Origin of the sequence: Salinivibrio proteolyticus, assembly GCF_027286365.1 — a bacterium.
GTDB lineage: Bacteria > Pseudomonadota > Gammaproteobacteria > Enterobacterales > Vibrionaceae > Salinivibrio > Salinivibrio proteolyticus.
This window is the reverse complement of the sequence record NZ_CP114584.1, coordinates 1364936-1390707: the sequence shown is the minus strand read 5'-3', so window position 1 is coordinate 1390707 and position 25772 is coordinate 1364936. Positions and strand designations below refer to the sequence as shown.

Here is a 25772-nt window from a genome sequence, read left to right as displayed (position 1 = left end):
GCTACCTCTATTGTAAACGCCGGACAACCTCGGCTGGATTACCTGCCACAATGGAAAAAGGTTCGATATCTGTATCCACCACTGATCCCGCCTCAATCACCACACCCTCACCAATCGCAACGCCTGCTTTGATCACAGTGTTGCCCTCGATAATGACGTTATTGCCAACAATCACGCTTTGTGAGGTTTCACACTCTCCACGAGTAATGTCGAGCGGCAGTACGCGATGGCGCGTGGTATAGATACCCACATTGGGACCGATGCTGACATTATGCCCGATCCGAACATGGGCCCCATCAAGCATGGTGCAATTAGGTCCAATACTAACGTTATCGCCGATTTCAATATTCATCCCGTAGTGACAAAAAAACGGCGCATCAATGTCCACATTGGATCCGATCCCTGCAAATAGCTTGGTCGTTACTATCGCAAGGTTATCGGCGTCTTCAGGATCGATACGATTAAACTGTTGGCATAAGCGGCGCGCAGCATAGCGAAATAAGGTTAATTCCTCATCGGCTGGGGAATACGGCAACCCCCGCTGCATTTTTTCAAACTCCGTCATCGCCTATCCTTGGTGTGGTAACGCTACTGAGGTGGGCTCAAAAGCCTCACTTTTAACGGTTGATATGGTATTGAGAGCATCGCCGTATTGCGCCATAAACTGATTGCCAAGCGATAAGCCCAGTTGATAGTCCGCATCGAGTTGTTCAGGCTTACTCAATAATGCACTGCTTTGTAGCGGTGCGCTCGGCGCAATTTGTAACACCTGTGCCCGAGGTGGTGGCTCGGCTAAAAACTGCAATTCGTTTTGATAGCTTTGATAGTGCGTAGTGAGCATTTTGAGCATCTCGCTGCTCAGCGGTTTACCCGATAACGACTGCAACCGGTAAATCGTGTCGCCGCCAAAGAGCCAGCGTCCACCGTTTTGCATCGCTTTTTCTCTCATTCCATCGCGAACACGGCTCACCCATTGCTCACGGCTGGACTTGTAGCGTTCGGAGAGTTCGGCCAACTGCTTGTTCAACTCCTTCTGAAAGGTCTCAAACCGGGTTAGACGGTACTTAAATTCAAAATTAGAGAGATAGTCAGAGAGCTTAAACTGCGGCTTTTTGGCTTCAAACTTGGTCCGTAATGTATCCAAAAAGTGGCTTTGATCTTCTGAGCTGCCTTTGTCTTGCTCCAACGTCGGCTCGGTGCGAATCACCACAATAATATCCGCCCCACGAGCGAAGGCTTCTTTCGCTGGAACAGCGGCACTCACGCCACCGTCAACATAGCGCTTACCATTAATGCAAACCGGGTGCGGATAAAGCAAAGGGATGGCACAGGTTGCTTTGAGTGCATCTGGCCAAGTGTCATCGGTAATCGAGAAAAAGGCCGGTTTCAGGGTATCAACTTCAGTCACGCACGCGTAGGCCTCTCTTCCGTTCAAGTGTAGCTTCGCTGTTTCAATGTCCAGCGCAGCCTCATGACCCGGCAATGCCGTACTAAGCGCCCAATCTAAATCCATATGGTGTTGGCGACGCACATACTTCATCAGGTGGAAAAAGCGCTCTTGCGTGGTGAGCTCAGTGATAAACCGATGTCCATAACGGTGCTGCTGGCATACATATGCCGTCAAGTTGAGTGCGCCGGCAGACGTCCCCAAATAAAGTTGAAACGGATCAAAGCGGGCACTAAGAAATGCATCAAGCACGCCTGCGGTAAAAATCCCGCGTTGCCCGCCTCCCTGCAGTACCAGCGCGATACGCTGTGGCCGGGTAAAATGGCGCGGTGCAATTGGCATTGCCGTACCGGGAGAGTTGTCTGTCAAAGCTTGCTTACTTCTTAACACTTTCGCCCCTTATTCATCGTGCATAACGCTTTATACGAGCATAGCTATTTATTAGCGTGTAGCTTTTGATTAGCGTATCGCTTTCAGTGTATTCGACCACTTCCTGCGCGCTCGCCGCTATGCATGGTAACGCTTACCGCGCAACGTCGCTACTCACAATTAGGGCGCCAGTGTCCATTCTCGTTAACAGCGAACCGATGATAATTAAGACAACACAGCGACTGCAGCAAAAGTGAAAATCATACCCAGCGCGCAAACAGCGGTTGTCAGTGCGTATGCAAGTGTTTTATCCATGCTGATACTCCTTGTTGACATAATGATTAACCCAAAGACGCCGCGGATAAGTTGCAATACCTATTAATCCAAGTATATACCCTCTCCTGTCAAAGCTGCACCGACGTCGATTAGGTTGGCTCTTACAAAGCTAAACTACTGATTAAAAGATGAAAAACATCGCTATTATGTAGCGAATAAAATGGCGAATCTGAGGCGGTCATCATGTTTTCCCTATCCTCATCGTGAGGATCCGCGAGTAAAGACACCTGTGTGAACTTCAATTCAAGGGGGCATTTTGCTGTTTTTTTCGTCACCCAGACAGCAAATCAAAATAACGATCATTCGCCTTTATTGATAACTTTGACAGCTCAATCGTCTACCTAAAAAGCAAAAGTCCAGCATGAAACACCATTTATAATTGTTTACACCAAGTTAACAAAAATTTTTGTGCTAACTGCTTGGTTTTGCGGCTATTGATTTAGGCCTGACCAGTGCTTAATCTGCCATCAATGCCCGTCCTAGATAAAAATTTCAACATACGGGCAACAGGAAGTTAAAACTTATAATTGTGGGAATGTGCTATTTCTTTCATATAAGCCATAAAACGATCTGCAGCCTCACAACACTGCGATACCTATATGGTGAAAGATGGTAGCGATTCGCAAAGGAGTAGATATGAAACGAGAACAATGGGGCTCGCGCGCTGGCTTTATTTTAGCCGCTGTCGGGTCAGCGATTGGCTTAGGGAACATTTGGCGATTCCCTTATATGGCCTACGAAAACGGTGGCGGCGCCTTTTTTATTCCATACCTTTTCGCCATGCTCACCGCCGGTATCCCCTTTATGATCATGGAGTTTGGGTTAGGCAAAAAACTCCGCGGCTCGTCGCCTGTGGTCTTTTCTAAACTCAATACCAAGTTTGAATGGTTAGGCTGGTTCCAAGTTCTGATCGCCGCAACCATCGGTATTTACTATGTTGCCGTTATTGGTTGGGCCATCTCTTATTTTGGCTTCTCGTTTGGCCAAGATTGGGGCACAGATACCAACGCGTTCTTTTTCTCTGACTATTTGAAGCTAGGAGAAAATTCACCCACCAACTTAGGCGATTGGCAATGGCATATTGCAATTCCGATGATCATCGCATGGGCAATCACTTATGCAGCTGTCTACCGTGGTGTCAAAGGTGGGATTGAAAAAGCCAGCAAGATTATGATGCCGCTGCTATTTATCATGGTGATCTTACTGATTGGCCGCGTGGTGATGCTGCCAGGTGCCCTTGATGGCTTGAACTACTTATTTGCGCCTGACTTTAGCAAGTTGTTGGATGCAAAAGTCTGGTCGGCCGCCTATGGACAGATTTTCTTCACCTTGTCCGTTGGGTTTGCCATCATGCTGGCCTACTCCAGCTACCTGCCTGAAAAATCGGACGTAAACAACAACGCCTTGATGACAGTGCTGATCAACTGCGGCTTCTCCATTGTGGCAGGGGTATTGATCTTCTCCATTTTGGGCTACATGGCAGCAGAGCAAAGTAAAGGTATTACCGATGTCGTCAGTGGTGGTGTAGGGCTTGCCTTTGTCACGCTACCAGCGGCGATCAACTTACTGCCGATCCCCTATATCCTCGGGCCATTGTTCTTCCTGGCGCTTGTCGTCGCGGGGCTGAGCTCACACATTTCGATTATCGAAGCAGTGACTGCATCGATCATGGATAAGCTGAACCTTGCACGTGAAAAGGCAGCGACAGCCGTCTGCGGCGTTGGCTTCGTGGTTTCGATGGCCTTTGCAACCAATGGCGGCCTGCTGCTTCTCGATTTGGTGGACTACTTCGTCAACAACGTAGCGCTGCTAGCAAGCTGTTTGATTGAGCTCATTGTCGTCGGCTGGTTGGTGAAACTTTCCGATATTCGCCAATACGTTAACCGCGTGTCTGAGTTTAGTGTTGGCCAGTGGATGGAAGTGTGTATCCGCTTTGTCAGCCCAATTATGTTGGCCGTGATCATCACCAAAAACTTGATCAACACGGTTAATGAAGGATACGGCGGCTATGCACAATTCGAACTCATCACCCTAGGTTGGGGGCTCGTCGCAGCCATGGTTGTCGTTGGCATTATCGTGAACTCAACCACAACGCCCGCACGCGATATGGAGACAGAATCATGACCACAGGCGCAATTGTAATGATGATCATTGGTTTCGCGGTCACATGGGGTGGCGCGGCACTGTGTATTCACAAAGCAATGCACAGCGATAGCGAGTAATCCTGTCGAGCATCTCGCTAAGATTTCTAAAGCCCTCTTCGGAGGGCTTTTTCGATTTCGGCTATTTTATTCTTTGTTTGCCTGCATTCTCGTTCGTTCTGTCTAAAGGATGTGGTCTGACCTTGATCAAGTCGCTGATTAATTATGCAAAGTGCGTCATTGTCAGTAGCATCACAGGCCCAAACCACCGATAATGGCGCTCATTGATGTTGGTAAAAAAGGGTATCGGCGCTATGGCTGCAGCCAAACGCATTTTAGTGGTTGATGACGATGTAGAAATTCGCGAGCTTTTGCAGGCCTATCTGTCCAAAGCAGGATATGAAGTGACCACCGCGCAAAATGGTCATGAAATGCGCTCGAAGCTTGCGGTCCAATACCCAGACCTTATCTTACTTGACGTGATGCTTCCCGGTGATGATGGCTTTACCTTATGTAAAGCCATTCGCAAAGACTCCAGTGTGCCAATCATTATGCTCACCGCAGTGTCTGATGAGACCGATCAAATCGTTGGCCTAGAACTGGGCGCAGATGATTATATTGCCAAACCCTTTAGTCCTCGCCAGCTCATTGCGCGTATTCGTGCTTTGCTTCGCCGCACCCAACAATTGCAAGAAACGACCTTATCGCGGCCGAAAGCGATTCGGTTTGGGCAATGGCGCTTGGAGCCGGCTACACAACAGCTACATCAAGTGGTCACCGGCATGGAGATTGAACTCTCGGCATCGGATTATGCACTGCTGATGTTGTTTATAGATAACCCCCACCAATTGTTAGATCGCAACGCCATTAGCCAAGCCACCCGCGGTCGCGACGCTCAGCCACAAGAACGAGGCATAGATGTCCAAGTGAGTCGCCTACGACAGCGCCTGCGTGATAATGGTAAAGCAAACCTAATCAAAACCGTCCGCGGTGCGGGCTATATGTTTGTCGCTGAGATCCAATATGAATCATGAGTGGTTACAACGGCTCGTACCGCGCTCGCTCCTCTCGCGTACGCTGCTCCTGACCCTATTGTCCGTCGTGCTCGCACAGGTGATCGCGACATCAATTTGGTACACCCAATCCAAACGCACGCAGCTGGCGGGTTTAGAGTCCGCGTCAGCCAGCTTGGCGAATATGTTCGCATCGACAACCACCTTTTTTCAGTCCTTGCCCGTCGCGTACCGCCATATCGCATTAAATCAGCTACGCAATATGGGCGGAACCCGTTTTTTTGTCTCTTTCAACAAAGAAAAAATCAACATCACCCCCATAGAAGAGACCCAAGCGAAACAGGTAGCGGTCAATACCGTCTCGCAAGTGCTAGAGGCGCAATTGCCCGCGCTGAGCACCATTGACGTGGAATTTTCCCGCCCCGAGACGCTGCGCGTCTTAAACAACGACATATTACTCCGCGACCTACCCAAATCATGGGCGCATCATACTCTGAGCCTTGAGCCACTTAATCCCCCGATTTTAGTGGTGCAAATGGAGCTCAAAAGCAATGAGTGGATTTACATCGCAGCCTTGCTCCCCGCGCCGTATGTCACCTTAGACGATACGTTGATCACGGCGGATCAGGTGGTCTTTATTGTGGTGATCACCGCGTTACTGTTGTTGTTTACTTACAGTTTAATTCGTCAACAAGCGCGGCCACTCAAACGTTTAGCGAAAGCGGCGAACCTGTTTAGTACAGACATTGAACAACCACCACTCAAAGAAGAAGGCGCTGCAGAGATCGCGATTGTGACGCGCGCATTCAACCGTATGCAGCGTCGATTACAACGGCATTTGCGAGAGCGTGAAACCCTATTTCGCTCGATGTCACATGATTTAAAAACCCCGATAACCCGATTACGTCTGCGGGCCGAATTGATTGATGATGATATCCAAGCCGCCAAAATGAACAAAGACTTGGATGAGCTCGAAATCATGGTAAAAGGTGCCGTTCAAACCGTGCGTGATACCGACATTCACGAAAACATGGCCGAGATTGATGTGATTGATTTCTTGGCGGTGATTGCCGAGCCCCACAATCAAGATCGGGTGCGTGTCACCATCGAATGTGAGGCGGTGAAAGGCTTTACCTGTAAACCTCTGGCGTTTAAACGCTGTTTATCCAACCTGATTGATAACGGCGTTAAATACGGCGAACAAGTCACCATCTATGTGATGGATGCCGAACACACGCTGGATATCACCCTCATCGACCAAGGGCCAGGGATCCCGGAAGAAGAGCTCGACTCAGTCTTTGACCCCTATGTGCGCCTTCATACCGATAACGAGGGCTCAGGGTTAGGGCTTGGCATTGCGCGTGATATTATTCATGCCCACGGCGGTGACATGGTACTCAGCAACCGCAATGAAGGTGGCCTGCAAGTCGATATTAGTTTTCCACGGGTAGAAGAATAATGCGATTGACTCTTAAAGCACTGTGCGCCAGCGTCATTCAATCGACACTGCTGTATGTGACGCCTGCCGCCCATGCCAGCGAAGTGGAAGTTCTCCATTGGTGGACGTCGGCAGGAGAAGCCAAAGCGGCCTCTGTTTTACGCGCTGGGATCGAGCAACGCGGTCATCAATGGCGTGATTTTGCGGTCGGCGGACAAGCGGGGATCAGCGCGATGAATACCTTAAGGATCCGCGCAATCAGTGGTAATCCTCCCCTCGCCGCACAGATTAAAGGACCAGAGATTACCGAATGGGCGCGTTTAGGCTTTTTACGCAACCTCAATGACATTGCGGAAGCAGAACACTGGGAAGACAAAATCCCTGCCCCGCTTCGTGACGTGATGCAATACCAAGGGGATTATGTCGCGGCCCCGATTAATATTCACCGCGTGAACTGGCTTTGGATCAATCTGCGTGCCTTTGAGGACGCGGGGGCGGCCATTCCCCATGATTTTGAGAGCTTTTTTACCGCTGCTGACAAGCTACAGCAGGCTGGCTATATCCCACTGGCATTAGGCGGAGAACCTTGGCAGGTGGCGACCTTGTTTGACACACTCGCCTTATCCGTAATGGGGCCTGAACATTATCAGCAAGCCTTTCTCGACTTTGATCGCGAGGCGCTATTAAGTGACGGCGTCACAAAATCATTTTCTCTCTTAGCCCAAATGCGCCCCTACACCGACTCCGACAATCTCGGCCGGAATTGGAGTGATACCACACGGCTATTGATCGATAACCAAGCGGGCATGCAAGTGATGGGCGATTGGGCGAAAGGCGAATTTCTTGCTGCGGATCAGCAAGAGGGAAAAAGCTTTACCTGTGTCGCGGTCCCCGGTACAGAGCAAGCGTTTAGCTATAACATAGATAGCTTTGTCTTTTTTAAGCCAAACAATGCCGAAGAGCGACAAAGCCAAACAGATATGGCCGAATACTTGCTAACACCCCAGTTTCAACGCGATTTCAATCGCTACAAAGGCTCACTGCCTATTCGCTTTGATATCCCACTCCCGAACGGGGACACCTGTGCCGAAAAATCGCGTCAGGCCTTTCTCTATGCCGAGCAGCACAACACGCTTAGCCCAAGTATGTCGCATGGATTATCGACCACCCGTTACGTCCAAAGCGCGATTTTTGATGTGATTAATGAATTCTTTTATAACCCTAAGCAAACACCCGAGGAGGCGACCCAAGCCCTCTATCGCGCCATTTTATCTGCACAGGCCTAATTCAACAGATTAGGCCTCATCCGTTGGCCCATCATGCTGACACAGTACGCGGGGAATGGTGTCATCTAATCCGGTGTAATTGGTAAAGACACAATCAAACGTCGCAAGCGATGTCACACGAACCGGCGCTTGGCGTTGCCATTTTGAGCGGTCCGCCACCAGCCATCGCGCGGTTGCATTGGCTAAAATCGTTTCGCTCACCGCCGCTTCATCGGGAGTAAACTCGCACGCCCACCCTTGTTCACTGACAGCCGCACAACCAATAATGGCAATATCAGGCTGAAAACGAGACAAAAATTGGATCACCGAATGGCCAACCATATCTTGATCATTGGCGCGTAGTTTTCCCCCCGCTAACCATACATCAATATGCGGATTCGCCCCCAAACGATGCGCCACCTTAAGGTTATTAGTCACCACCCGTAGATCTTTGCGAGAAAGCAATTGATCCGCAATCGCCGACGCCGTAGTACCGATACCTAGCATCACGGTGACACCATCAGGGATACGCGCAGCAACCGCCTGAGCAATCGCTTCTTTTTCGCGTGAGTGACTTTGTAAGCGTCGCTGATAATCGGTATTGGCCAACGCTGCCGGCACACTGATCCCGCCATGATGGCGTCGCGCTAACCCGAGTGCACACAGTTGATTGATATCGCGACGGATAGTTTGGGTAGTCACCGAAAATTGGACCGCCAAGGTATCCGTTTCTAAGTGTTCTACCTCATTGAGCTGGCGGATAATCGCCTGCTGACGTCGATTTAAATCAGCCACGTCTGTCAACGTATTCCTCTCCTAGATTCGCTCATTCCGTTGGCTCAAAACCTAAATAGTTAGATGGCGCGTCGGTGATCATCATATCGACCCCCCATTCCCAAAGGTGCGCAACCTCTTCAGGGTGATTAGGGGTGTAACATTTAATCTTTAAACCGCTCGCTTTAATCGCTTTGGCTTGTACCTCTGTTATGCCGCGATAGTGACAATGGATACTGTAGGTTGCGAGATCTTGATAACGTTGCCAGTCTTCGGGCACCACATCCCATAAAATCGCTCTTGCCACGCTCGGCATCGTCGTTTGACAGTAGGCAAGCGCCTCGAGAGAGAATGAAGAAAGCAGTACCCGCTCGAGTGGGAATTCGGTTTCACTCAGTGTGGCGGCAACTGCATCACACAAACGTGGAATATCCGTTTCAGGGTAGGTTTTTATTTCGATATTGATGTGCAATTCATCGGCAGCCACTTGGGCTAGCACGGCGGCCAAGGTGGGAACGCGCTCGCCTTGATATTGCGTATCAAAATATCCGCCAGCATCGAGCTGCGCAAGCTGGGCATAAGGTGTTTCTCCTAGCCGACCCACACCATTAGTGCAACGACTCAGTGTGTCATCATGAAACACAACGGGTACCCCGTCTTGTGTCAGTTGGACATCGATTTCAACCCATTCCATTCCCCATAAGCGCACTTGGCGAATCGAAGCCAAGGTATTTTCAGGAGCATCCGCGGCGACACCTCGGTGGCCACAGAGTTGTTTGGGGCTAATTTTCATTTGAACATTTCTCTTTAGTCAGTAATGGCAGCGCCAATTTGGCGATCCTTAGACGCATTGTCGCCGAATTAGCTTACAGTTTTGTTACTTACAGGTGTCAGATATTTCAGCACTTTCATGCACAAAGTCTGCGCTCGTTAACAGAGATTTAACCTTAAGTGCGACCCCAGTCAAAAGTCATCAAATCGTCATCTCCCTTTTCGTATCCGTTCATATTATGTTCATTTTTGTTCATTAAGTTGCGTCATGTTCACACCCACTCAAAAGGAGTTATGCATGAAAACCCAACGCTTAACCGCGATCTCTTCGGCCCTTCTGTTGGCCTCTTTTTCTGCCAACGCAGCAACCGAAATTGAATGGTGGCACGCGATGGGCGGGAACTTAGGCGAAAAAGTGAATGAAATCGCTGAAAAGTTCAATGCCAGTCAGGATGACTATATTGTTAAACCGGTATACAAAGGCAACTATACCGAAACCATGACCGGCGCCGTCTCTGCGTTCCGCGCCAACAAACAACCTCATATTGTGCAGGTGTTTGAAGTTGGCACCGCGACCATGATGTCAGCAAAAGGCGCCGTCTATCCGGTGTACAAGCTGATGAAAGATGCCAACGAGCCCTTCGATCAATCTGATTATCTCTCGTCTGTCACCGGCTATTATTCGGATGAAGACGGCAACATGCTGTCAATGCCTTTCAATAGCTCAACGCCCGTCCTGTATTACAACAAAGACTTGTTCAAACAAGCCGGTGTTCAGCCTCCTAAAACCTGGGAAGACGTTGAAACCGCATCGAAAAAGCTCCTCGCGAACGGCGCGAAATGTGGCTTTACCACAGGTTGGCAATCGTGGGTACAAATTGAAAACCTTGGCGCCCGTCACAACGCCCCCATTGCGACCAATGACAATGGCTTTGCCGGTATCGACAACAAAATGTTGATCAACAAAGCACCTTTTGTCGATCACATTCAGAAGATGGCCGATTGGCAGCAAGCTGGCATTTTCGAATACGGTGGCCGCCGCTCTGACAGTGCACCACTGTTTTACAGCGGTGAGTGTGTCATGTACATGAATTCATCGGCCTCTTATGCCGGTGTGAAAGAAAGCGTCAAGGACTTCGAGTTTGGCGTTGCAAAACTGCCGTACTGGAACAAAGCGGTCGAGCAGCCACGCAATACCATTATCGGTGGTGCTACTCTATGGGTTCTGCAAGGCCACGAGTCTGAAGAATACAAAGGTGTCGCCCAGTTCTTCTCTTTCCTCTCAAAGCCTGAGATCCAAGCTGATTGGCACCAATTTACTGGCTACTTACCCATCACCCATGCAGCGTACGAGCTGAGCAAGAAACAAGGCTTCTATGCGCAGAACCCAGGGACTGACATTGCTATCAAGCAAATGACAGAAGTCGAGCCAACCCCTGCATCAAAAGGGATTCGCTTGGGCAACTTCGTGCAGATCCGCGATGTGATCAACGAAGAGCTTGAAACGGTTTGGTCTGGCGACAAATCGGCACAAGAAGCACTCGACGAAGCGGTTGAGCGTGCCAATGGTCTGCTGTCTAAATTCGCGAAAGCGAACAAATAAGTTAGTTGTTGTATGAAGGAGCGGTGCCTTAGGCCCGCTCCTGTTATTGAGAAAGCCTATGTCCAATAAACCCACATTTAACCATTGTGCGTTTCCAATACTGCTCCTCACGCCTCAGTTATTGATTACGTTTGTCTTCTTTTTATGGCCCGCCGCACAGGCCATTTGGCAATCAACCTTATTAGAGGATCCATTCGGCCTGAGCACCGAATTTGTCGGGGTGGAAAACTTTATCGAACTGCTCGGTGATTCAAGCTACTACGGCTCCTTTTTTACCACGCTGTTTTTTAGTTTTGCCGTCGCAGGCACCGCGTTGATCTCTGCCCTTATCCTCGCAGTCATGGCCGACCGTGTGATTAAAGGCGCCACAGGCTACAAAACGTTATTAGTATGGCCCTATGCCGTCGCACCAGCTGTCGCTGGGGTACTGTGGCTCTTTATGTTTAACCCGACCGTCGGTGTATTGGCACATGCGCTGAAAGCGCTGGGGCTAGACTGGAACCCGTTTACCCTCTCGGGAGACGCAATGACCATGGTGATCATTGCCGCAACATGGAAGCAGATCAGCTATAACTTTCTGTTTTTCCTCGCAGGGTTGCAGTCTATTCCTCGCTCCTTGATTGAAGCGGCTGCCATTGATGGCGCCGGCCCAGGTAAACGGTTTTTTACCATTATCTTCCCGCTGCTCTCGCCCACCTCTTTCTTCTTACTGGTGGTCAATTTGGTGTATGCCTTTTTCGAAACCTTTGGCGTGATCCATGCCATGACACAAGGTGGCCCAGGACAGTCCACTACCACCTTGGTTTACAAAGTCTACGCCGATGGGTTTGTCGGTCTAAATCTGGGCTCATCAGCAGCGCAATCTGTGGTGCTTATGCTATTGGTCGGTGCGCTGACCGTTATCCAATTTAAATATGTTGAAAAGAAGGTGGCTTACTGATGGTTGAACGTCGCCCTTGGTTAACTTTTTTCTCGCACTTGGTATTGATGCTGGGTGTTGCGTCAGTGGCCTTGCCAGTATGGCTTGCACTTACTGCCGCTACGCACGATAGCAGTGCGTTTGTGAGTGGCATGACGCCGCTGTGGTTTGGGGATAAAGGTTTGTCGGTGTTTCAAGAGGTCCTCACAGAAGGCACCTCGCGCGAACTCAAGATCTCGGTCGCAGGCATGTTGTGGAATTCTTTTTTAATGGCGATGGGAATTTCACTGGGTAAGCTGGTCATTTCTATTTTATCGGCCTATGCGGTGGTGTACTTTCGTTTTCCCGGTCGCATGCTGGCTTTTTGGGTGATCTTTATGACCCTGATGCTGCCTGTTGAAGTCCGCATTATGCCCACGTTTCAGGTGATTGCTGACCTCAATATGCTCAATTCAATGCCGGGATTAACCATTCCGTTAATTGCCAGTGCCACCGCCACTTTCTTATTCCGTCAGTTTTTTATGACGGTCCCCGGAGAAATGCTAGAAGCGGCACGCATTGATGGAGCAGGCCCCTTTAAGTTTTTCAAAGACATTTTATTGCCGCTTTCTCGAACAAATATCGCGGCTTTGTTTGTAATTACCTTTATCTATGGATGGAACCAATACCTTTGGCCCATTTTGATCACCACCGACGATCAGTACTACACCATTGTGATGAGTATTCAACGTATGCTCTCAGTCGGTGATGGTGAAGTGGAATGGAACCGCGTAATGGCGACCACATTGATGGCCATGCTTCCCCCGGTTTTAGTCGTGTTGGGGATGCAAAAGTTGTTTGTAAAAGGTTTGGTGGAGACGGAGAAGTAAATGGCGACGGTAACCCTTAATCATATTGAGAAAACGTACCCAAACGGGTTTAAAGCAATTCATGGCATTGATTTAGCCATAGACGATGGCGAAATGATCGTACTCGTCGGTCCCAGTGGGTGCGGTAAATCGACCTTGCTACGAATGATTGCCGGTCTGGAAGGGATCTCTAAAGGCGATCTGATTATCGACCAGAAAAAGGTCAACGACTTGGAGCCCGGCGAACGTGATATCGCGATGGTGTTTCAAAACTACGCGCTCTACCCGCATATGAGTGTGTTCGATAATATGGCCTATGGCTTGCGTAACCGCGGAACGCCAAAGGACAAAATCCAGCAATTGGTCCAAGAAGTCGCGACCATGCTTGAACTCGACCACTTACTAGACAGACGCCCAAATCAACTCTCTGGCGGACAACGCCAACGTGTTGCCATGGGCCGCGCCATTGTGCGTCGACCAAAAGTCTTCTTGTTCGATGAGCCGCTATCAAACCTGGATGCAAAACTGCGGGTACAAATGCGGCTCGAGATAAAAAGCCTACAACGCAAACTGAATACCACGGCGGTGTACGTCACCCATGATCAGGTCGAAGCCATGACGTTAGCGGACCGCTTGGTGGTCCTTAATGGTGGCAACGTCGAGCAAATTGGCACACCACTCGAGGTTTATGACGCACCGGCAAGCTTGTTTGTCGCGACCTTTATTGGCTCACCCGCCATGAACATTGTTACCGGAAGCCTCGAGCACGGTCAGCTCAACATCGGTGCACACACACTGGCAACCTGTGATGTGGTAGGTCATCAATCCGTCTCTGTTGGGTTACGACCAGAGCATTTGAAAGTGGTTGACACGAGTAAAGCGTTGTTCACCATGACGGTAACCCTTACCGAGTCACTCGGTGCAGATTTGCTGGTTTATGGACACATACGTGACACCGACAGCTTGCTGACGCTCCGCCTTGAAGGCCATACCAAAGTGAACGAAGGCGATCAGTTGCCGCTGACGATCGCTGCTCATAACCTGCACGTATTCGACGGTGAGCATGGCAAACGACTGGATGTCACGCTACAACAACCAGAACGTCAGATTGAGACGGTATCCTAACATCGGAGTATCACCATGACCGCCCCTTTGCCGATTGACCAATTGTCACAGTCTGCTGCAGACTGGCATGATCTGCGTTGGTTGCTAACAGACGTGGACGACACGCTCACTTGGCAAGGGGCGCTGCCTTGGCAAACGTTACAAGCACTTAGCCAACTTCGTGATGCGGGAATCCGCGTGGTACCGGTAACGGGGGCGTGTGCAGGTTGGTGTGATCATATTGCAAATGCATGGCCCGTTGACGCCGTGATTGGAGAAAATGGTGCATTCGTGATGCAGCGTCAAAACGGAACCTTAAACACCACCATCAATCACACTGCCCAGCAAGCACAAGCGGCATTACTCGCTTTCGTACAAACGCTTTTATCTCAGTATCCGGCACGACGCATTGCCAGCGACCAAGCCTACCGTGTCGCAGAAGTGGCGATTGATATCGGTCAGCACACTCCGGCTGCGCCAAAGGATGAAATCCGAGCCCTTCTTGATGCGCTCCACGCCTATGGTGCCAATGCGACAGCAAGCTCCATTCATATCAATGCCTGGGTGGGCGATCACAGTAAGAAGGTATCGAGTTTTCGCTATTTAGCCGAGCAAGGTTTATCCGGTAAACAATACAGTGAACAAGTTGCGTTTATTGGCGACTCGCTAAATGACAGCCAAATGTTCGCTTCGTTTCCCTTGAGCGTCGGCGTCGCGAATATCGCGCACCATTTACCCTCACTGCCCCATCCCCCACAGTGGATCACCACCCAACCGGGCGGTTTTGGCTTCGCGGAATTTGCGCACCAACTTCTCACTCTCAAGCGTCAATAACCGGCTAACCGAAGGCGCGCTATGTCGGGATAATAGGACGCAATTTAATATCGTTCGGACGAAAAATCACCACTAAATCTGCGACCTGCCTCATACCTAGCTAGACAGATGGCTTTTTATATCAATGTTTTATTTAACTTTAACAAAGGCTCGTTCTACAATGTCGCCCGTTAACGTTTAAACTAACGCCCAAAACCTCACGTATCGCTCGCGGTTATGTCGCCCTGTCACCACCAACTGTGGCAGTGAAACGCATAGAGCGATGATAATAACGATAAGGATAATGTTATGAAACGCTATGCCCTAGCGCTGTTAGCAGCGGTAATGCCAGCGATGTCACAGGCGGCTCCCGTCGAGAATGCGGATTGCTATACCGCCAAATACCACGATTACGTTGACGCCTCGATCAACTGGTACCAAGATTTAGTATCCTTGACTGTCAGTAAAGACGAGTCGTTAAAAGACGTTGCCGATTGGTTCTTACGTGGCCGAGAAAACCATTTTAAGCTCAACGCACAAGCCTTTGACTATTATCTCAGCAACGATACCGCCAAGCTAAGCCTCGATGCCCCAGTTGAATCTTGGCTACAACTCACGCAAGAAGACGTCAAAGCCCTTTCACAATCGTCATTGCCACCAGCTAAGCTCGCCAAAGAAGTCTTTGAGTTTCGCCAAGGCGAAGCCATGGAAGGGAACTATGCGCTGCGCAGTGCACTTGCTGACTTGCTCAGCCATCCCAAAGAAATTGATACCGCGCTTAATCAGTACAACAACCAAATGGCCGCGATTAATCAGCGCCAGTGTAAATAGTCTGTACGCTTAAACGCCACCTAGTTTTATATGGTTGCAGGTAGAGCCGGTTCACCCCGGCTCTTTGTCCATCTACCGGTGAACAAAGCACGACGTCATTTCGCTTTCACTCCCCTACGCGTTGGGGATAACACCTTGCTGACTGATAAAAAAAGCCTGATGCTAGCCGGTTTTTTTGCTATGTTGTGGCCATTTCTCAGCAAGTGCTCTCGTGACCATCAGTGACCCTGTCACTTAATGATGGCCAATCTTGAACTGCGAAGCAGATACAAAAGAAGAATTCCATGGCAACACAAAACAAAGCTGCGGACGCCACACCGGAAACGCTGCACCGGATTTTTACTGTTCCAGAAGCGCCCGATTCAACATTGAGCAAAATCGAGCAAGAGATCTCGCAAAACCTCAATCGATTTTTGCAAAACCATATTGCCGCCAGCGATCGCTCTTTGGCAGATATTGAAAGTGACTTTAGTGATCCGACGATCCCTGAAGATCCTGCGTTTGTGTCCGACCATACTCAGTTTTTGCTCGATAAATTGGTCGCACAGTCTGTACATACTTCCTCGCCGCGATTTATCGGTCACATGACATCGGCGCTGCCGTACTTTTTGATGCCGTTATCTAAAATTATGATCGGGCTAAATCAAAATACGGTGAAAATCGAGACATCGAAGGCCTTTACGCCATTGGAGCGTCAAGTCTTGGGCATGTTACATAACTTGATTTACGGCCAAGACGATGCCTTCTACCAAAGCTGGATGCACAGTGCTAACCACTCTTTAGGGGCATTTTGTTCGGGAGGCACCATTGCCAATATGACCGCCCTTTGGGTCGCCCGTAACAATGTATTGAAACCAGACGGTGATTTTCCCGGCATTCATAAAGCGGGACTATTCAGTGCTATGCGCCACTATGGCTGCCAAGATCTGGCCATATTGGTGTCTGAGCGCGGTCATTATTCACTCGGCAAAGCCGCCGATGTATTAGGCATCGGTCGAGACCAGCTGATTTCTATTCCTGCTGATGACAATAACCGCATTTGCATTGATGCACTGGAAGAGAAAATTGTTGAGCTTAACCAAGCCAATATCAAGCCAATTGCGATTGTCGGTGTCGCAGGGACCACAGAAACAGGCAACATTGATCCGCTTAATGCTCTCGCAGACATTGCCGAGCGTGAAGGGATCCACTTCCACGTCGATGCGGCTTGGGGTGGTGCGACCTTGATGTCGAATAATCAGCGACATAAGCTGGCGGGCATTGAACGGGCCGACTCTGTCACCATTGATGCGCATAAGCAACTCTATGCGCCTATGGGTGCCGGTATGGTGCTGTTTAAAGACCCGTCTCTCGTCGCATCGATTGAGCATCACGCTGAATACATTTTGCGTAAGGGTTCAAAAGATTTGGGCAGCCACACGCTTGAGGGCTCACGGAGTGGAATGGCGATGCTAGTGTTCGCGTGTATGAACATTATCTCGCGACGTGGTTATGAGTTGTTGATCGATCAGAGCATCGATAAAGCCTCTCATTTTGCACGCATGATTGACGCTCACTCTGACTATGAGCTGATTTCTGAGCCCGAATTATGCCTACTCACCTATCGCTTTGTGCCTCAACGTGTTCAAGCGGCACTTGCAATTGCCAGTGATGAACAGGTCGATTTGATGCACGATCTGCTCAACGATCTAACCCAATTTATTCAAAAACGTCAGCGAGAGTGCGGCAACACCTTTGTGTCACGGACGCGTCTCACCCCCGAGCAGTGGCAACGTCGCACCACCACGGTTTTCCGCGTGGTATTGGCCAACCCACTCACGACCCATGACATTCTCCATGAGGTGTTAGAAGAGCAAGCCCGCATTGCACAGCAGAGCGAGTTTGCCTATCCGCGACTGATGACACTAGCCGAAAGCATTCTCAAAGCCTGTTAACCCATTGCTATAGTGCTAAGTTGCCGGGTAAGAGACAAAAGGCAGTCATCGACTGCCTTTTGTTATTTGAGCGGTCCCGTTTTCGGGGGATCGGTCGATTGTAAACAGTGTGTTTGGCCCAAGGCCAACTCCCGCTCATGTTCAATTTGCAGTCTCGCTTGCCGCCATTGCATCAGCACTTGCGATTCGTTCATGGCCTTGCCGGGCTCAGAGAACAAAAAGCGCTGCAGGGTGTGATTGAACTCATGCGTGTTTTCCTGTTCATCATAGGTCACCCCCATTAGCTCAAATGCACGCGCTTTCTCTCTTTCTGTGCCGACCACAGTATACCGCTGCGCAATATCTAATGTGTTGTCGTATCGACAATGGACCAGCGCTTGTTGCGCACCACGCAATTCTTCATTAAGGCCAATGGTGCTGTAATTACGCCATAAGTCAGAAAACTGTGGTACCGCGCAGCCGGTTACGGCCAGCGATACACTTAAAATAACCACCTTTTTAATCATGACCTGTCCCTGATTGCCCCTGACTTCACTGATGACCTAAAACAATGCAATTTAAATGCCGACTAAGAACCTATCCCAAAAGGGATTTATTCCAAACAATGAGGCCACAAGCAAAATGCAACATGGCCTCGTAGTTTTCGATTTTCTTTTCCCAACGAACAAGCAATCTACGATAACGGTTTAGCCAGCTATGAGTTCGCTCAACAACCCAACGATGAGCCTTAAAATCATCCGATTGCTTCAAGCTCGCGGCCTCTTCAGCACGTGATTGAACATGGGGAATGTAGTTCAAAGCAACCAGTTCATCATGTAACCACTGGCCTGTATAACCTTTGTCTAGGTACAAAGGTACTTTCAGCGGCGGCCGATAACACTCTAGTGCATCTAATGTTTGAAGTACCAGCTTAATGTCGTGGACGTTTGCGCCATCGCTAACAACAGCCAGTGGCAATCCATTCGCATCCGTCAACAAACTGCGTTTTACGCCTTGTTTCGCACGGTCTGTTGGGTTCTTACCTGTTTTTTTGAGCCAGCTAAAGGTGCTTTAGTTTGGCACCCGTCCATTGATATGGAACTCCAATCAACCCCTTCGTAAATCAGGCCATTTTGCCAAAATCGCTCAAAGACTCCTGCATCTCGCCACTCTTGAAAACGACGATGTGCAGAGCTAGAGGAACAAATACCTGTCGCGTTAAGCGCATTCCACTGACAACCAGTTCTGAGAACAAAGAGGATGCCGTTCATAGCATCACGATTATCGACTCTCTTTCGATGTGTTCCTAGAGGATGGTTCGTCTTGTGGATTGGTAAAAGCGGCTCAATTTTTGCCCAAAGGGCGTCAGAGATTAGGTATTGTGTCGAATTCATTTACAGTATTTTCAATAGGTGTTGATTTACTCAGACAACACCTATTGAGATAGGTTCTAAGACTGGCGCGTTCCGATAACCACCTCACCCGATTGCTCAAACATGGCCACCTCTTTACGGCGGCGGCCAAGCAAGATGGGTTTATCATCATAGAATAGAAAGTTCTTCCAATATTTTTTAAAGATTCCCCAGCGAGACTCCACGACATTGTGTTTGTCGTAACAAAAATAGATCGCAATGTTGTCCTCCCAGGGGAAATGCGCCAAGAACTCATCAGGAAGATCCTCATCATTATCCCATGCGCTCTGCCATACCAAGCGGTTTTTCCATACGCTTTGGTGAGTTGGCCAATCTTGTTTGCCAAAATGATCGGGCGTAGGACTGTCTTTGCTGACAAACTCTTGCCATAGTTGTCCAGCACGGGCCTCCGTCATGGGTTTAATATCGGCGAGATCGCTCTCCGTAATCGGTAATGATTGATGGGTGAAGATCCACTTGCGCTTATAGTCGGATAAAGGGATATAGTTCATGGTGTTGTTCGTTATCACATTGGCGTAAGACGCCACTTTACCATATCCACAGATCGGTTGTTACTGAGGCGCGCGCATACAAAAACGGCAATGCGCGAGGCATTGCCGTGAATGACTAAATGGCCGTGGTTAATATTAACTGTTTACCGCAATCTCGTCGGTCGATTTAACGTCTTCGTCGCTACCCACTTTGCGGTGGCCTTGATCAAGGTGAACCATTCCCACCAAATCATCATTGCCTACTTGGAACGCTTGACCAAACCCTTTTACGTACAAGCCATTTTCTGGCACCAAGCGGAATAAACGGAAGTCTTCCAACCCACTTAAGTTACCAATAATGTCACCAAAGCGTGCTTTCAATGCCTCAATACCAGCATGCCACGCCTCAGTATTGCGGGCCACCATCTCGGCTTGAGCGTCAAAGCTGAGTCGTTGACGGGCAAAAATCTGCTTCGCACTGCCCTCATCTTCGATCATCATCAAAGACAGGTTGGGATTTTCTTGCAGGTTACGTGCATGGCGAGCAATTTCACTGATCAAGATATAAAAGCCATCTTCACGCTGAGCAAAAGGGGCATAACTGACGTTGGGTTTACCTTGCGCGTCGAGTGTTGCAAGCTGCAGGGTACGGCAGTTTGCACGAAATTCTTTAATTTCAGGGCCAAGACGATTTTGTAGACGTTCTTGTTTAGTAGCTTGATCCATGATTATTGCTCCGATTCTGTCAATTGAGAGGTTGCCAACTGTGTTTTTAGTTGATTGAAGGCTTCAATCTGATGTTCAAGAAGCTGACGCTTTTCGTCACGCCCCAAGTAAATTTTAAAAATTGAGTCACCTTGTTCGGTGAAAAAGCCGATGTAGTGGGTGACTTTGCCGCGAAAAGGCTTACTGACAAATGCAATACCCGCCATGCGCTCTAGTTTTAGGTGGCCATGCATTTCGCCCGGCTTTCCCATCAAGTTGTAGTAGCCATAAGCGATCTTGCCTTTAGGAAAAGGGGCCTTCACTTCAAATATCGAGCCGCCAGAATGCACGATCGCGGTCACCGGACCGCCCCACTCGGCCACCTGACTTAACACCGTTTCGGCGTGTTGCCCATCCACCCAAGTTTGATATTCGGATGGCATCGCGCGTACCACCTCACCTTCACTGACACCCAGCGTATTAGCCATATCGACGGGCAGCATGGAGGCGTTCTCGGTGAGTAAGGCATTGACTTGCTCGGTCAATGTAGTTGTCATGGTTTACTCCCAGCCTATTGTTATCGTTTTCTGTTGGGCAGGGACAACCCTGCCCATGTTTAGTGATTCATTAAAATTGATAGCGAACGTTGAGTTTAATATCTCGCCCCGGTGAGGCGACTTCAGACCACGCCGTGGTGTAATACTCATCGGTGAGGTTTTCGATCGCGAGATCAAACTTCACACCATCCCAAGCACCTTTAGGGCTATAGCTTGCATACAGGTCCCACAATGTATAACCGTCATAGGTCTTCTGATCGGGGTTCTCGTTTTGATCTGCATAATGAGACACTCGCGCACCCAAGTTCACCGGTAACGTCGCTAAACGATAATCCGTTTCCGCGACCAGTTTATGTGCGGGAATTTGCTCTAAGTAACGACCATCTGCTTTATCCTTGCCTTCCATTTGGCTATAGCTCAAATCGTTTTTAAACTGACCATATTCATGATGGAAGCTCAGCTCTACCCCCTCCAATTTGGCATTGCTTACATTCTGGCGGGTGGTTGTCGCTCCCATAAAATCCACGTTCATTTCGATAAAATCTTCTACATCATTGCGGAAAACACGCGCATCGATATAGCCACTATCCAGATAAGCCATCGGAGCAAACTGGTAGGTCAGCGCTAATTCTTTGTTTGCACTGTGTTCAGGTTTGAGGTTTGGATTAGGGACAAAACGGTTGATCAGTTTTGAGGGTCCCATTGGCACCACAAAATGGGATCCACTGGCATACATTTCCTCTAAACTTGGCGCGCGAAAAGCTTCCTGATAGCTTGCCGTCAACGCCAACTGTTCGGTCACATTCCACGTCAGTGCAGTCGATGGTGACCATTGGCTGTCACTGGCATCCTCAATGGTTGATGTTGCTCGCGTGTCTTCATTTTTGTAATCGTCGAACCGCAGACCGGCAGTCCATTGCCAAGATTCTGCAAGCGGAATCTCTAGCTGGCCAAACACGCCAATGCTTCTCGCTTTCGCATCTTGTCCCTCAGGACGCTCTCCCGGCGCACTTTTATCGTCACGCTGAGTTTGGTAGTGATCGAGATAACCATCAAATCCTGCGATAAATTCAATATCGTTGAAATGAGCACGATTGGTGAGTGACAATCCTAAGGTTTGCATTTGGTTGTCATCATGCTCATCGGTTACTAAACGATATTCTTTCATTTGCGTATCGTTCCAATACACTCGAGATGAGAGGTCAATCCAATCATTCATTGGTGTGTATTGATAGGCTACAGCAAGGCTTTGGTCTTGAGTTTGGCGATACACCAATGGATAGTTACTTGACGGGTCTTGAACCGAGGGATTCGACGGTGACATGGCATCACGGTCGCCTTGGCGCGCCGAGAAAGTCCACTGGTGCACGAGAGACGGGGTATAGGTGACCTTAGCAAGCCCTCCTTTCTCACGACTCGCGGAGTAGGATAAAGTTTTACCATTGCCCAGTTGATTGTCATCAGCGTCGTGATAATAGCTCTGCACTAGCCAATCAATCGTATCCGTACGCCCAAATACAGCGCCACTCGTACGCGACGCATTGTCGTTACTGTGGAAACCCTGCTTTAGGTAGCCACCAATGTCTTGGTCAGCATCTAAAAAGTCATAGGCAGACTTGGTGCTTTGCGCCACCACACCACCAATCGCCCCCGATCCCCACACGGTACTCGCAGGGCCACGAACAACATCAACAGTCTTGAGTAACTCTGGATCGATAAACAAGCTTGAGCGATGTCCCAGAGAGAAATTCTGGCGTGCACCATCAATCAGTTGAATCACGCGCCCGTTATCACTACTGAGCCCACGAATCACAATCGCTTGTGATTCATCACGCCCACCACCGGCAATAGATACATTGGGTAAATGGCTAATTAGATCCGCTACGCTGGTCCCCTGCCGTTTTTCAATTTCTTCGAGTGATACCGTGCTGACCGCAGCGGCACCGTTCGCTTTTTGTGCGTCAATGCGGCTTGCATACACCGCGATAACGTCTGATGACGAATCCGCCGTGTTTTGCGTCTCTGCCAACGCTGAAGGAACAAATGCCAATGTGCCAAGGGCAGCACCGATAGCAAGCTTGATCGTAGAAGGAGTTAATACTTCCGAGACGTCCGTTTTTACCAGCATGGATCTTCCTATTGAGCCAATCAAAAATGAGAATCATGAACAATTTGGCAGGATTGTATTGATCATTAACGGCAATGTAAACGATAATTGCTCGTAATTAGGTTTGTAACTCATAATTACATTTCCGTTCACTAACAGTGTGTAATGGACTGACGTCGAGCATTGCACTCACATTGACTGGTTTAATAAATAAAGGAATTCATCATGGCAACTGCCGCGGTTAGACTGCTTGCCCTCGCCTCAGCACTACTCTCACTCTCTGTCACAGCATCACCACGCATTGTCAGCGCGGGGGCCGGTGTAACAGACTTACTGGTTGAATTAGGTGCAACAGAACAGATAGTTGGCATTGATGTCACCAGCCATCTACCGAACAAAGACGTGCCGAATGTCGGCTATCATCGCCAGCTCGCCGTCGAAGGTGTGCTGTCTTTATCACCGACTCTAGTCGTAGGCTCAGATGAAATGGGCCCTACCCCGGTTTTGGAGAAAATCGAAGCGTCAGGGGTAACCGTGGCTCGACTGTCTAGTGAACCCAGCGTCGATACACTCAAAACACGGATTAAAAAAGTCGCGAGTCTCACCCACACAGAGTCCAAAGCCGCAGAGTTACTGACCGACATAGACACCAAGATTGCGACATTAAAAGCGCATGCCCCCAAAACCGCGCTCAAAGGCGTGTTTCTTCTGGTTCACCAAGGACGTCCTGCCAGTGTCGCGGGTGCCAATACCTCACCGGATACCTTGTTGTCGCTGATGGGTGCGACTAACCCTGCCGCCACGGCGCTCAGTAGCTATAAACCACTGTCGCCAGAAGCGTTACTGGGCTTTGATCCGGACTTTATCTTGGTCATGCAACGTTCTCTCGATCAGCTAGGCGGTGTTGAAGGACTCGCTGATGCCGTGCCTTTACTCAATGCCACGCGCGCATTCCAACAGCAGCGTATTATTCCAATTGACGGCAGTGTGTTAGTGGGAGGGCTTAGCCTGAAATCACTGGATGAAGCCATTCGTATTCAGCGCACCGTCGTTGGAGAGAACGACTAATGCAAGCGTCTTTTCGATCCTCACAGTCGCATGTTTTTCCAGCGCTCATCGTCGCACTTGTCGTCGTAGGGGTAACGTCTATCGCGGTGGGACAATGGCAACTTGGCTGGCTGACCAGTTTACAGAGCTTAACCCCTTGGCATGACAATGTTGAGCCGCATGTACTCGCCATCGTTCAACAAGTTCGATTACCTCGAACCTTGCTGTGTATTTTTATCGGTGCATTGCTCGCCGTTTGCGGCACTTTGATGCAGGGGCTTTTCCGCAACCCTCTCGCTGACCCGGGTATTATCGGTGTCTCTGGCGGCGCATCATTAGGAGGCGCACTGGGCTTGCTATTGCTCTCTTGGGGCAGTATCGAGGCTAGCTTTGTGTTTTCGGTGCCTGCCTTTGCGTTTATCGGTGCACTACTGGCGACCCTGTTTGTATACAGAATTGGCACAACGGCCATGGGCAGTTCGGTGACCATCATGTTGCTAGCGGGCATTGCGATCAGTGCTTTGTCCGGCGCTGCATTAGGCTTAATTAACTATGTTGCGGATAATCAAACGTTACGAGACATCGCCCTTTGGTCGATGGGGTCGCTGACCGGTGCGACTTGGGGACAAATTGTTCTCACTGGCATCGCTGCATGCTTACTCACGGTATTTGCCTACCAGCGCGCACGCCACTTAAATGCCCTTTTGCTCGGTGAAAACGAAGCGGCGTATTTGGGCATTGATGTACACCATTTAAAACGCCTACTCATTGTTGTGACCGCGGCGGGAATGGGCATTGCGGTAAGTGCTGCCGGTCTTATCGGCTTTGTGGGTCTAGTGATCCCACACATTGGACGTTTAATTGCCGGCCCGGATCATCGCACACTGGTGCCCTTATCAGCCATTCTTGGTGCCCTGTTACTGACCTTGGCCGATATTGTTGCCCGTGTCATTGTCGCCCCCGCCGAATTGCCTGTTGGCATTATTACCGCCCTAATGGGTGCTCCTTTCTTTCTATGGCTTCTTATTCAACAACGAAAAGCAGTGGTTCACGAATGACAGATTCTGCCCTTCAAATCTCCAAGCTCAGCTATGCGCTTAACGGCCGTCAACTGCTAAGCGAGATTGATATAGCCTTTACTGCCGGCCAGTTACACGTTTTACTCGGGCCGAATGGTGCGGGGAAAAGTACACTGTTAAAGCAATTGATTAGCGACAAACATCAGCATGGCAGTGTGCAGTTTTGGCAACAGCCAAAAAGCCAGTGGCAAGGTGATGAATTTGCCCGACGAGTTGCCTTCCTTCCCCAACATAGCGGGCTCACGTTTGCATTCTCCGCGCAAGAAGTGGTCGAGATGGGGGCGACACCACTAAAGGCAAACCGAGAACAGATCGCGGCCCTTGCCAGCGAGCAACTAACGGCATGGGATATTAGCCATCTTGCTCATCGACCGTATCCGATTTTATCTGGCGGTGAAAAACAACGCGTACACATGGCACGCGTGTCATTACAGCTAGCACAAACCGCACCGGATCAAGCGATACTGATGCTGGATGAACCCACTTCGGCCTTAGATATTACCCATCAGCATTACACCCTAAAGCGCTGTCGAGCACTCGCAGACCAAGGAATGACAGTGCTATTGGTGTTGCACGACCTGAATTTGGCGGCGCAATACGCCGATCAACTGCATTTTTTAAAAGCGGGTCGAATCGTCCTATCCGGCGACCCGTGGCAGTGTTTTAGTAGTGATAGAGTGGCAGACATCTACCAATACCCGCTGACCGTTCTGACTCATCCGGAGCATGACTGTCCACTGATCGTGTCTTAATTGATAAATACATCATAGCTGGCTCACAAAACCGTCT

At 49.5% G+C, this 25772-nt stretch carries 25 protein-coding genes; 15 read left to right on the top strand and 10 right to left on the bottom strand.

Annotated elements, in window-relative coordinates:
- Window positions 1–7: 7 nt before the first annotated feature.
- Both N7E60_RS06700 and N7E60_RS06695 read right to left on the bottom strand, forming a co-directional pair.
- Entirely contained in the window at window positions 8–565 is a 558-nt protein-coding gene (locus N7E60_RS06700; protein ID WP_269598465.1) for a sugar O-acetyltransferase, read from the bottom strand.
- A 3-nt stretch (window positions 566–568) separates the two neighbouring features.
- The gene (locus N7E60_RS06695) at window positions 569–1816 is read right to left on the bottom strand and encodes a patatin-like phospholipase family protein (protein ID WP_269598464.1); all 1248 of its coding nucleotides are present in this window, start codon (window positions 1814–1816) and stop codon (window positions 569–571) included.
- Between the two features lie 972 nt (window positions 1817–2788).
- On the opposite strand from N7E60_RS06695, the gene N7E60_RS06690 reads away from it, so the two are divergent.
- The 5 genes from N7E60_RS06690 (at window position 2789) to N7E60_RS06670 (ending at window position 8030) form a co-directional block, all read left to right on the top strand.
- Window positions 2789–4276 (top strand): sodium-dependent transporter, encoded by a 1488-nt coding sequence (locus N7E60_RS06690; protein WP_069587598.1) that lies wholly within the window; start codon window positions 2789–2791, stop codon window positions 4274–4276.
- Window positions 4273–4374, top strand: a complete 102-nt coding sequence (locus N7E60_RS06685; RefSeq protein WP_096628241.1) for a MetS family NSS transporter small subunit — start codon at window positions 4273–4275, stop codon at window positions 4372–4374. The genes N7E60_RS06690 and N7E60_RS06685 overlap by 4 nt, the downstream gene beginning before the upstream one ends.
- A gap of 233 nt (window positions 4375–4607) precedes the next feature.
- Window positions 4608–5327, top strand: coding sequence for a response regulator (locus N7E60_RS06680; RefSeq protein ID WP_069587752.1), 720 nt, complete (start codon window positions 4608–4610; stop codon window positions 5325–5327).
- Window positions 5317–6765 (top strand): ATP-binding protein, encoded by a 1449-nt coding sequence (locus N7E60_RS06675; protein WP_077456085.1) that lies wholly within the window; start codon window positions 5317–5319, stop codon window positions 6763–6765. The genes N7E60_RS06680 and N7E60_RS06675 overlap by 11 nt, the downstream gene beginning before the upstream one ends.
- Complete coding sequence (locus N7E60_RS06670; protein ID WP_269598463.1) at window positions 6765–8030, top strand: ABC transporter substrate-binding protein; 1266 nt, start codon at window positions 6765–6767, stop codon at window positions 8028–8030. Before N7E60_RS06675 ends, N7E60_RS06670 begins: the two co-directional genes overlap by 1 nt.
- A 9-nt stretch (window positions 8031–8039) precedes the next feature.
- Here N7E60_RS06670 and N7E60_RS06665 read toward each other — a convergent pair whose 3' ends face one another.
- Window positions 8040–8804 carry a DeoR/GlpR family DNA-binding transcription regulator gene (locus tag N7E60_RS06665; protein WP_269598555.1) on the bottom strand — a complete coding sequence of 255 codons (765 nt, stop codon included), beginning with the start codon at window positions 8802–8804 and terminating at the stop codon, window positions 8040–8042.
- A 31-nt stretch (window positions 8805–8835) separates the two neighbouring features.
- Window positions 8836–9576, bottom strand: a complete 741-nt coding sequence (locus N7E60_RS06660; RefSeq protein ID WP_269598462.1) for a glycerophosphodiester phosphodiesterase family protein — start codon at window positions 9574–9576, stop codon at window positions 8836–8838.
- 276 nt (window positions 9577–9852) lie between these two features.
- Here N7E60_RS06660 and ugpB point away from each other — a divergent pair, with 276 nt between their 5' ends.
- The 7 genes from ugpB to panP all read left to right on the top strand — a co-directional run bounded on the left by ugpB (window position 9853) and on the right by panP (window position 17606).
- Window positions 9853–11157, top strand: a complete 1305-nt coding sequence (gene ugpB, locus N7E60_RS06655; RefSeq protein WP_269598461.1) for a sn-glycerol-3-phosphate ABC transporter substrate-binding protein UgpB — start codon at window positions 9853–9855, stop codon at window positions 11155–11157.
- Between the two features lie 58 nt (window positions 11158–11215).
- Window positions 11216–12097 (top strand): sn-glycerol-3-phosphate ABC transporter permease UgpA, encoded by an 882-nt coding sequence (gene ugpA, locus N7E60_RS06650; RefSeq protein WP_269598460.1) that lies wholly within the window; start codon window positions 11216–11218, stop codon window positions 12095–12097.
- Window positions 12097–12945, top strand: coding sequence for a sn-glycerol-3-phosphate ABC transporter permease UgpE (ugpE, locus tag N7E60_RS06645; protein ID WP_069587592.1), 849 nt, complete (start codon window positions 12097–12099; stop codon window positions 12943–12945). The genes ugpA and ugpE overlap by 1 nt, the downstream gene beginning before the upstream one ends.
- Window positions 12946–14049, top strand: a complete 1104-nt coding sequence (gene ugpC / locus N7E60_RS06640) for a sn-glycerol-3-phosphate ABC transporter ATP-binding protein UgpC (RefSeq protein ID WP_269598459.1) — start codon at window positions 12946–12948, stop codon at window positions 14047–14049.
- Between the two features lie 15 nt (window positions 14050–14064).
- Window positions 14065–14862 (top strand): HAD family hydrolase, encoded by a 798-nt coding sequence (locus N7E60_RS06635; RefSeq protein ID WP_269598458.1) that lies wholly within the window; start codon window positions 14065–14067, stop codon window positions 14860–14862.
- Between the two features lie 288 nt (window positions 14863–15150).
- Window positions 15151–15672, top strand: a complete 522-nt coding sequence (locus tag N7E60_RS06630; RefSeq protein WP_069587589.1) for a hypothetical protein — start codon at window positions 15151–15153, stop codon at window positions 15670–15672.
- Window positions 15673–15956: 284 nt separating this feature from the next.
- On the top strand, window positions 15957–17606 hold the full coding sequence (panP, locus tag N7E60_RS06625; RefSeq protein WP_269598457.1) for a pyridoxal-dependent aspartate 1-decarboxylase PanP: 1650 nt from the start codon (window positions 15957–15959) through the stop codon (window positions 17604–17606).
- A gap of 62 nt (window positions 17607–17668) precedes the next feature.
- On the opposite strand, the gene N7E60_RS06620 is transcribed toward panP, so the two are convergent.
- From N7E60_RS06620 to N7E60_RS06595, 6 genes are all read right to left on the bottom strand, one after another.
- Window positions 17669–18112: a hypothetical protein gene (locus N7E60_RS06620; RefSeq protein ID WP_269598456.1), complete on the bottom strand. Its 444-nt coding sequence runs from the start codon at window positions 18110–18112 to the stop codon at window positions 17669–17671.
- Between the two features lie 70 nt (window positions 18113–18182).
- A protein-coding gene (locus tag N7E60_RS06615; protein WP_269597063.1) for an IS5 family transposase occupies window positions 18183–18979 on the bottom strand; the annotation gives its coding sequence in 2 pieces (ribosomal slippage) (window positions 18183–18638 and window positions 18641–18979; 795 coding nt in all).
- Window positions 18980–19035: 56 nt separating this feature from the next.
- Window positions 19036–19509: a DUF2947 domain-containing protein gene (locus tag N7E60_RS06610; RefSeq protein ID WP_269598455.1), complete on the bottom strand. Its 474-nt coding sequence runs from the start codon at window positions 19507–19509 to the stop codon at window positions 19036–19038.
- A 135-nt stretch (window positions 19510–19644) separates the two neighbouring features.
- Window positions 19645–20214: a heme utilization protein HutZ gene (gene hutZ, locus N7E60_RS06605; protein ID WP_269598454.1), complete on the bottom strand. Its 570-nt coding sequence runs from the start codon at window positions 20212–20214 to the stop codon at window positions 19645–19647.
- Window positions 20215–20216: 2 nt separating this feature from the next.
- Complete coding sequence (gene hutX / locus N7E60_RS06600; protein ID WP_269598453.1) at window positions 20217–20750, bottom strand: heme utilization cystosolic carrier protein HutX; 534 nt, start codon at window positions 20748–20750, stop codon at window positions 20217–20219.
- A 70-nt stretch (window positions 20751–20820) separates the two neighbouring features.
- Window positions 20821–22878 (bottom strand): TonB-dependent hemoglobin/transferrin/lactoferrin family receptor, encoded by a 2058-nt coding sequence (locus N7E60_RS06595; RefSeq protein WP_269598452.1) that lies wholly within the window; start codon window positions 22876–22878, stop codon window positions 20821–20823.
- Window positions 22879–23082: 204 nt separating this feature from the next.
- On the opposite strand from N7E60_RS06595, the gene N7E60_RS06590 reads away from it, so the two are divergent.
- The 3 genes from N7E60_RS06590 to N7E60_RS06580 are packed head-to-tail and all read left to right on the top strand — an operon-like array spanning window position 23083 to window position 25735.
- Window positions 23083–23925: a heme/hemin ABC transporter substrate-binding protein gene (locus N7E60_RS06590; protein ID WP_269598451.1), complete on the top strand. Its 843-nt coding sequence runs from the start codon at window positions 23083–23085 to the stop codon at window positions 23923–23925.
- Window positions 23925–24962: a FecCD family ABC transporter permease gene (locus tag N7E60_RS06585; protein ID WP_269598450.1), complete on the top strand. Its 1038-nt coding sequence runs from the start codon at window positions 23925–23927 to the stop codon at window positions 24960–24962. The genes N7E60_RS06590 and N7E60_RS06585 overlap by 1 nt, the downstream gene beginning before the upstream one ends.
- Entirely contained in the window at window positions 24959–25735 is a 777-nt protein-coding gene (locus N7E60_RS06580; RefSeq protein WP_269598449.1) for a heme ABC transporter ATP-binding protein, read from the top strand. Before N7E60_RS06585 ends, N7E60_RS06580 begins: the two co-directional genes overlap by 4 nt.
- Window positions 25736–25772: the final 37 nt, after the last annotated feature.

Bases quoted from the DNA above. Each gene is read 5' to 3' on its own strand.
- N7E60_RS06635 (WP_269598458.1), top strand. From the start codon at position 14,065: ATGACCGCCCCTTTGCCGATTGACCAATTGTCACAGTCTGCTGCAGAC.
- N7E60_RS06690 (WP_069587598.1), top strand. From the start codon at position 2,789: ATGAAACGAGAACAATGGGGCTCGCGCGCTGGCTTTATTTTAGCCGCT.
- N7E60_RS06610 (WP_269598455.1), bottom strand. From the start codon at position 19,509: ATGAACTATATCCCTTTATCCGACTATAAGCGCAAGTGGATCTTCACC.
- N7E60_RS06580 (WP_269598449.1), top strand. From the start codon at position 24,959: ATGACAGATTCTGCCCTTCAAATCTCCAAGCTCAGCTATGCGCTTAAC.
- ugpC (WP_269598459.1), top strand. From the start codon at position 12,946: ATGGCGACGGTAACCCTTAATCATATTGAGAAAACGTACCCAAACGGG.
- N7E60_RS06700 (WP_269598465.1), bottom strand. From the start codon at position 565: ATGACGGAGTTTGAAAAAATGCAGCGGGGGTTGCCGTATTCCCCAGCC.
- N7E60_RS06585 (WP_269598450.1), top strand. From the start codon at position 23,925: ATGCAAGCGTCTTTTCGATCCTCACAGTCGCATGTTTTTCCAGCGCTC.
- hutZ (WP_269598454.1), bottom strand. From the start codon at position 20,214: ATGGATCAAGCTACTAAACAAGAACGTCTACAAAATCGTCTTGGCCCT.
- N7E60_RS06675 (WP_077456085.1), top strand. From the start codon at position 5,317: ATGAATCATGAGTGGTTACAACGGCTCGTACCGCGCTCGCTCCTCTCG.
- N7E60_RS06595 (WP_269598452.1), bottom strand. From the start codon at position 22,878: ATGCTGGTAAAAACGGACGTCTCGGAAGTATTAACTCCTTCTACGATC.
- ugpB (WP_269598461.1), top strand. From the start codon at position 9,853: ATGAAAACCCAACGCTTAACCGCGATCTCTTCGGCCCTTCTGTTGGCC.
- ugpE (WP_069587592.1), top strand. From the start codon at position 12,097: ATGGTTGAACGTCGCCCTTGGTTAACTTTTTTCTCGCACTTGGTATTG.
- N7E60_RS06630 (WP_069587589.1), top strand. From the start codon at position 15,151: ATGAAACGCTATGCCCTAGCGCTGTTAGCAGCGGTAATGCCAGCGATG.
- N7E60_RS06660 (WP_269598462.1), bottom strand. From the start codon at position 9,576: ATGAAAATTAGCCCCAAACAACTCTGTGGCCACCGAGGTGTCGCCGCG.
- N7E60_RS06680 (WP_069587752.1), top strand. From the start codon at position 4,608: ATGGCTGCAGCCAAACGCATTTTAGTGGTTGATGACGATGTAGAAATT.
- N7E60_RS06590 (WP_269598451.1), top strand. From the start codon at position 23,083: ATGGCAACTGCCGCGGTTAGACTGCTTGCCCTCGCCTCAGCACTACTC.
- hutX (WP_269598453.1), bottom strand. From the start codon at position 20,750: ATGACAACTACATTGACCGAGCAAGTCAATGCCTTACTCACCGAGAAC.
- ugpA (WP_269598460.1), top strand. From the start codon at position 11,216: ATGTCCAATAAACCCACATTTAACCATTGTGCGTTTCCAATACTGCTC.
- N7E60_RS06685 (WP_096628241.1), top strand. From the start codon at position 4,273: ATGACCACAGGCGCAATTGTAATGATGATCATTGGTTTCGCGGTCACA.
- N7E60_RS06670 (WP_269598463.1), top strand. From the start codon at position 6,765: ATGCGATTGACTCTTAAAGCACTGTGCGCCAGCGTCATTCAATCGACA.
- N7E60_RS06620 (WP_269598456.1), bottom strand. From the start codon at position 18,112: ATGATTAAAAAGGTGGTTATTTTAAGTGTATCGCTGGCCGTAACCGGC.
- panP (WP_269598457.1), top strand. From the start codon at position 15,957: ATGGCAACACAAAACAAAGCTGCGGACGCCACACCGGAAACGCTGCAC.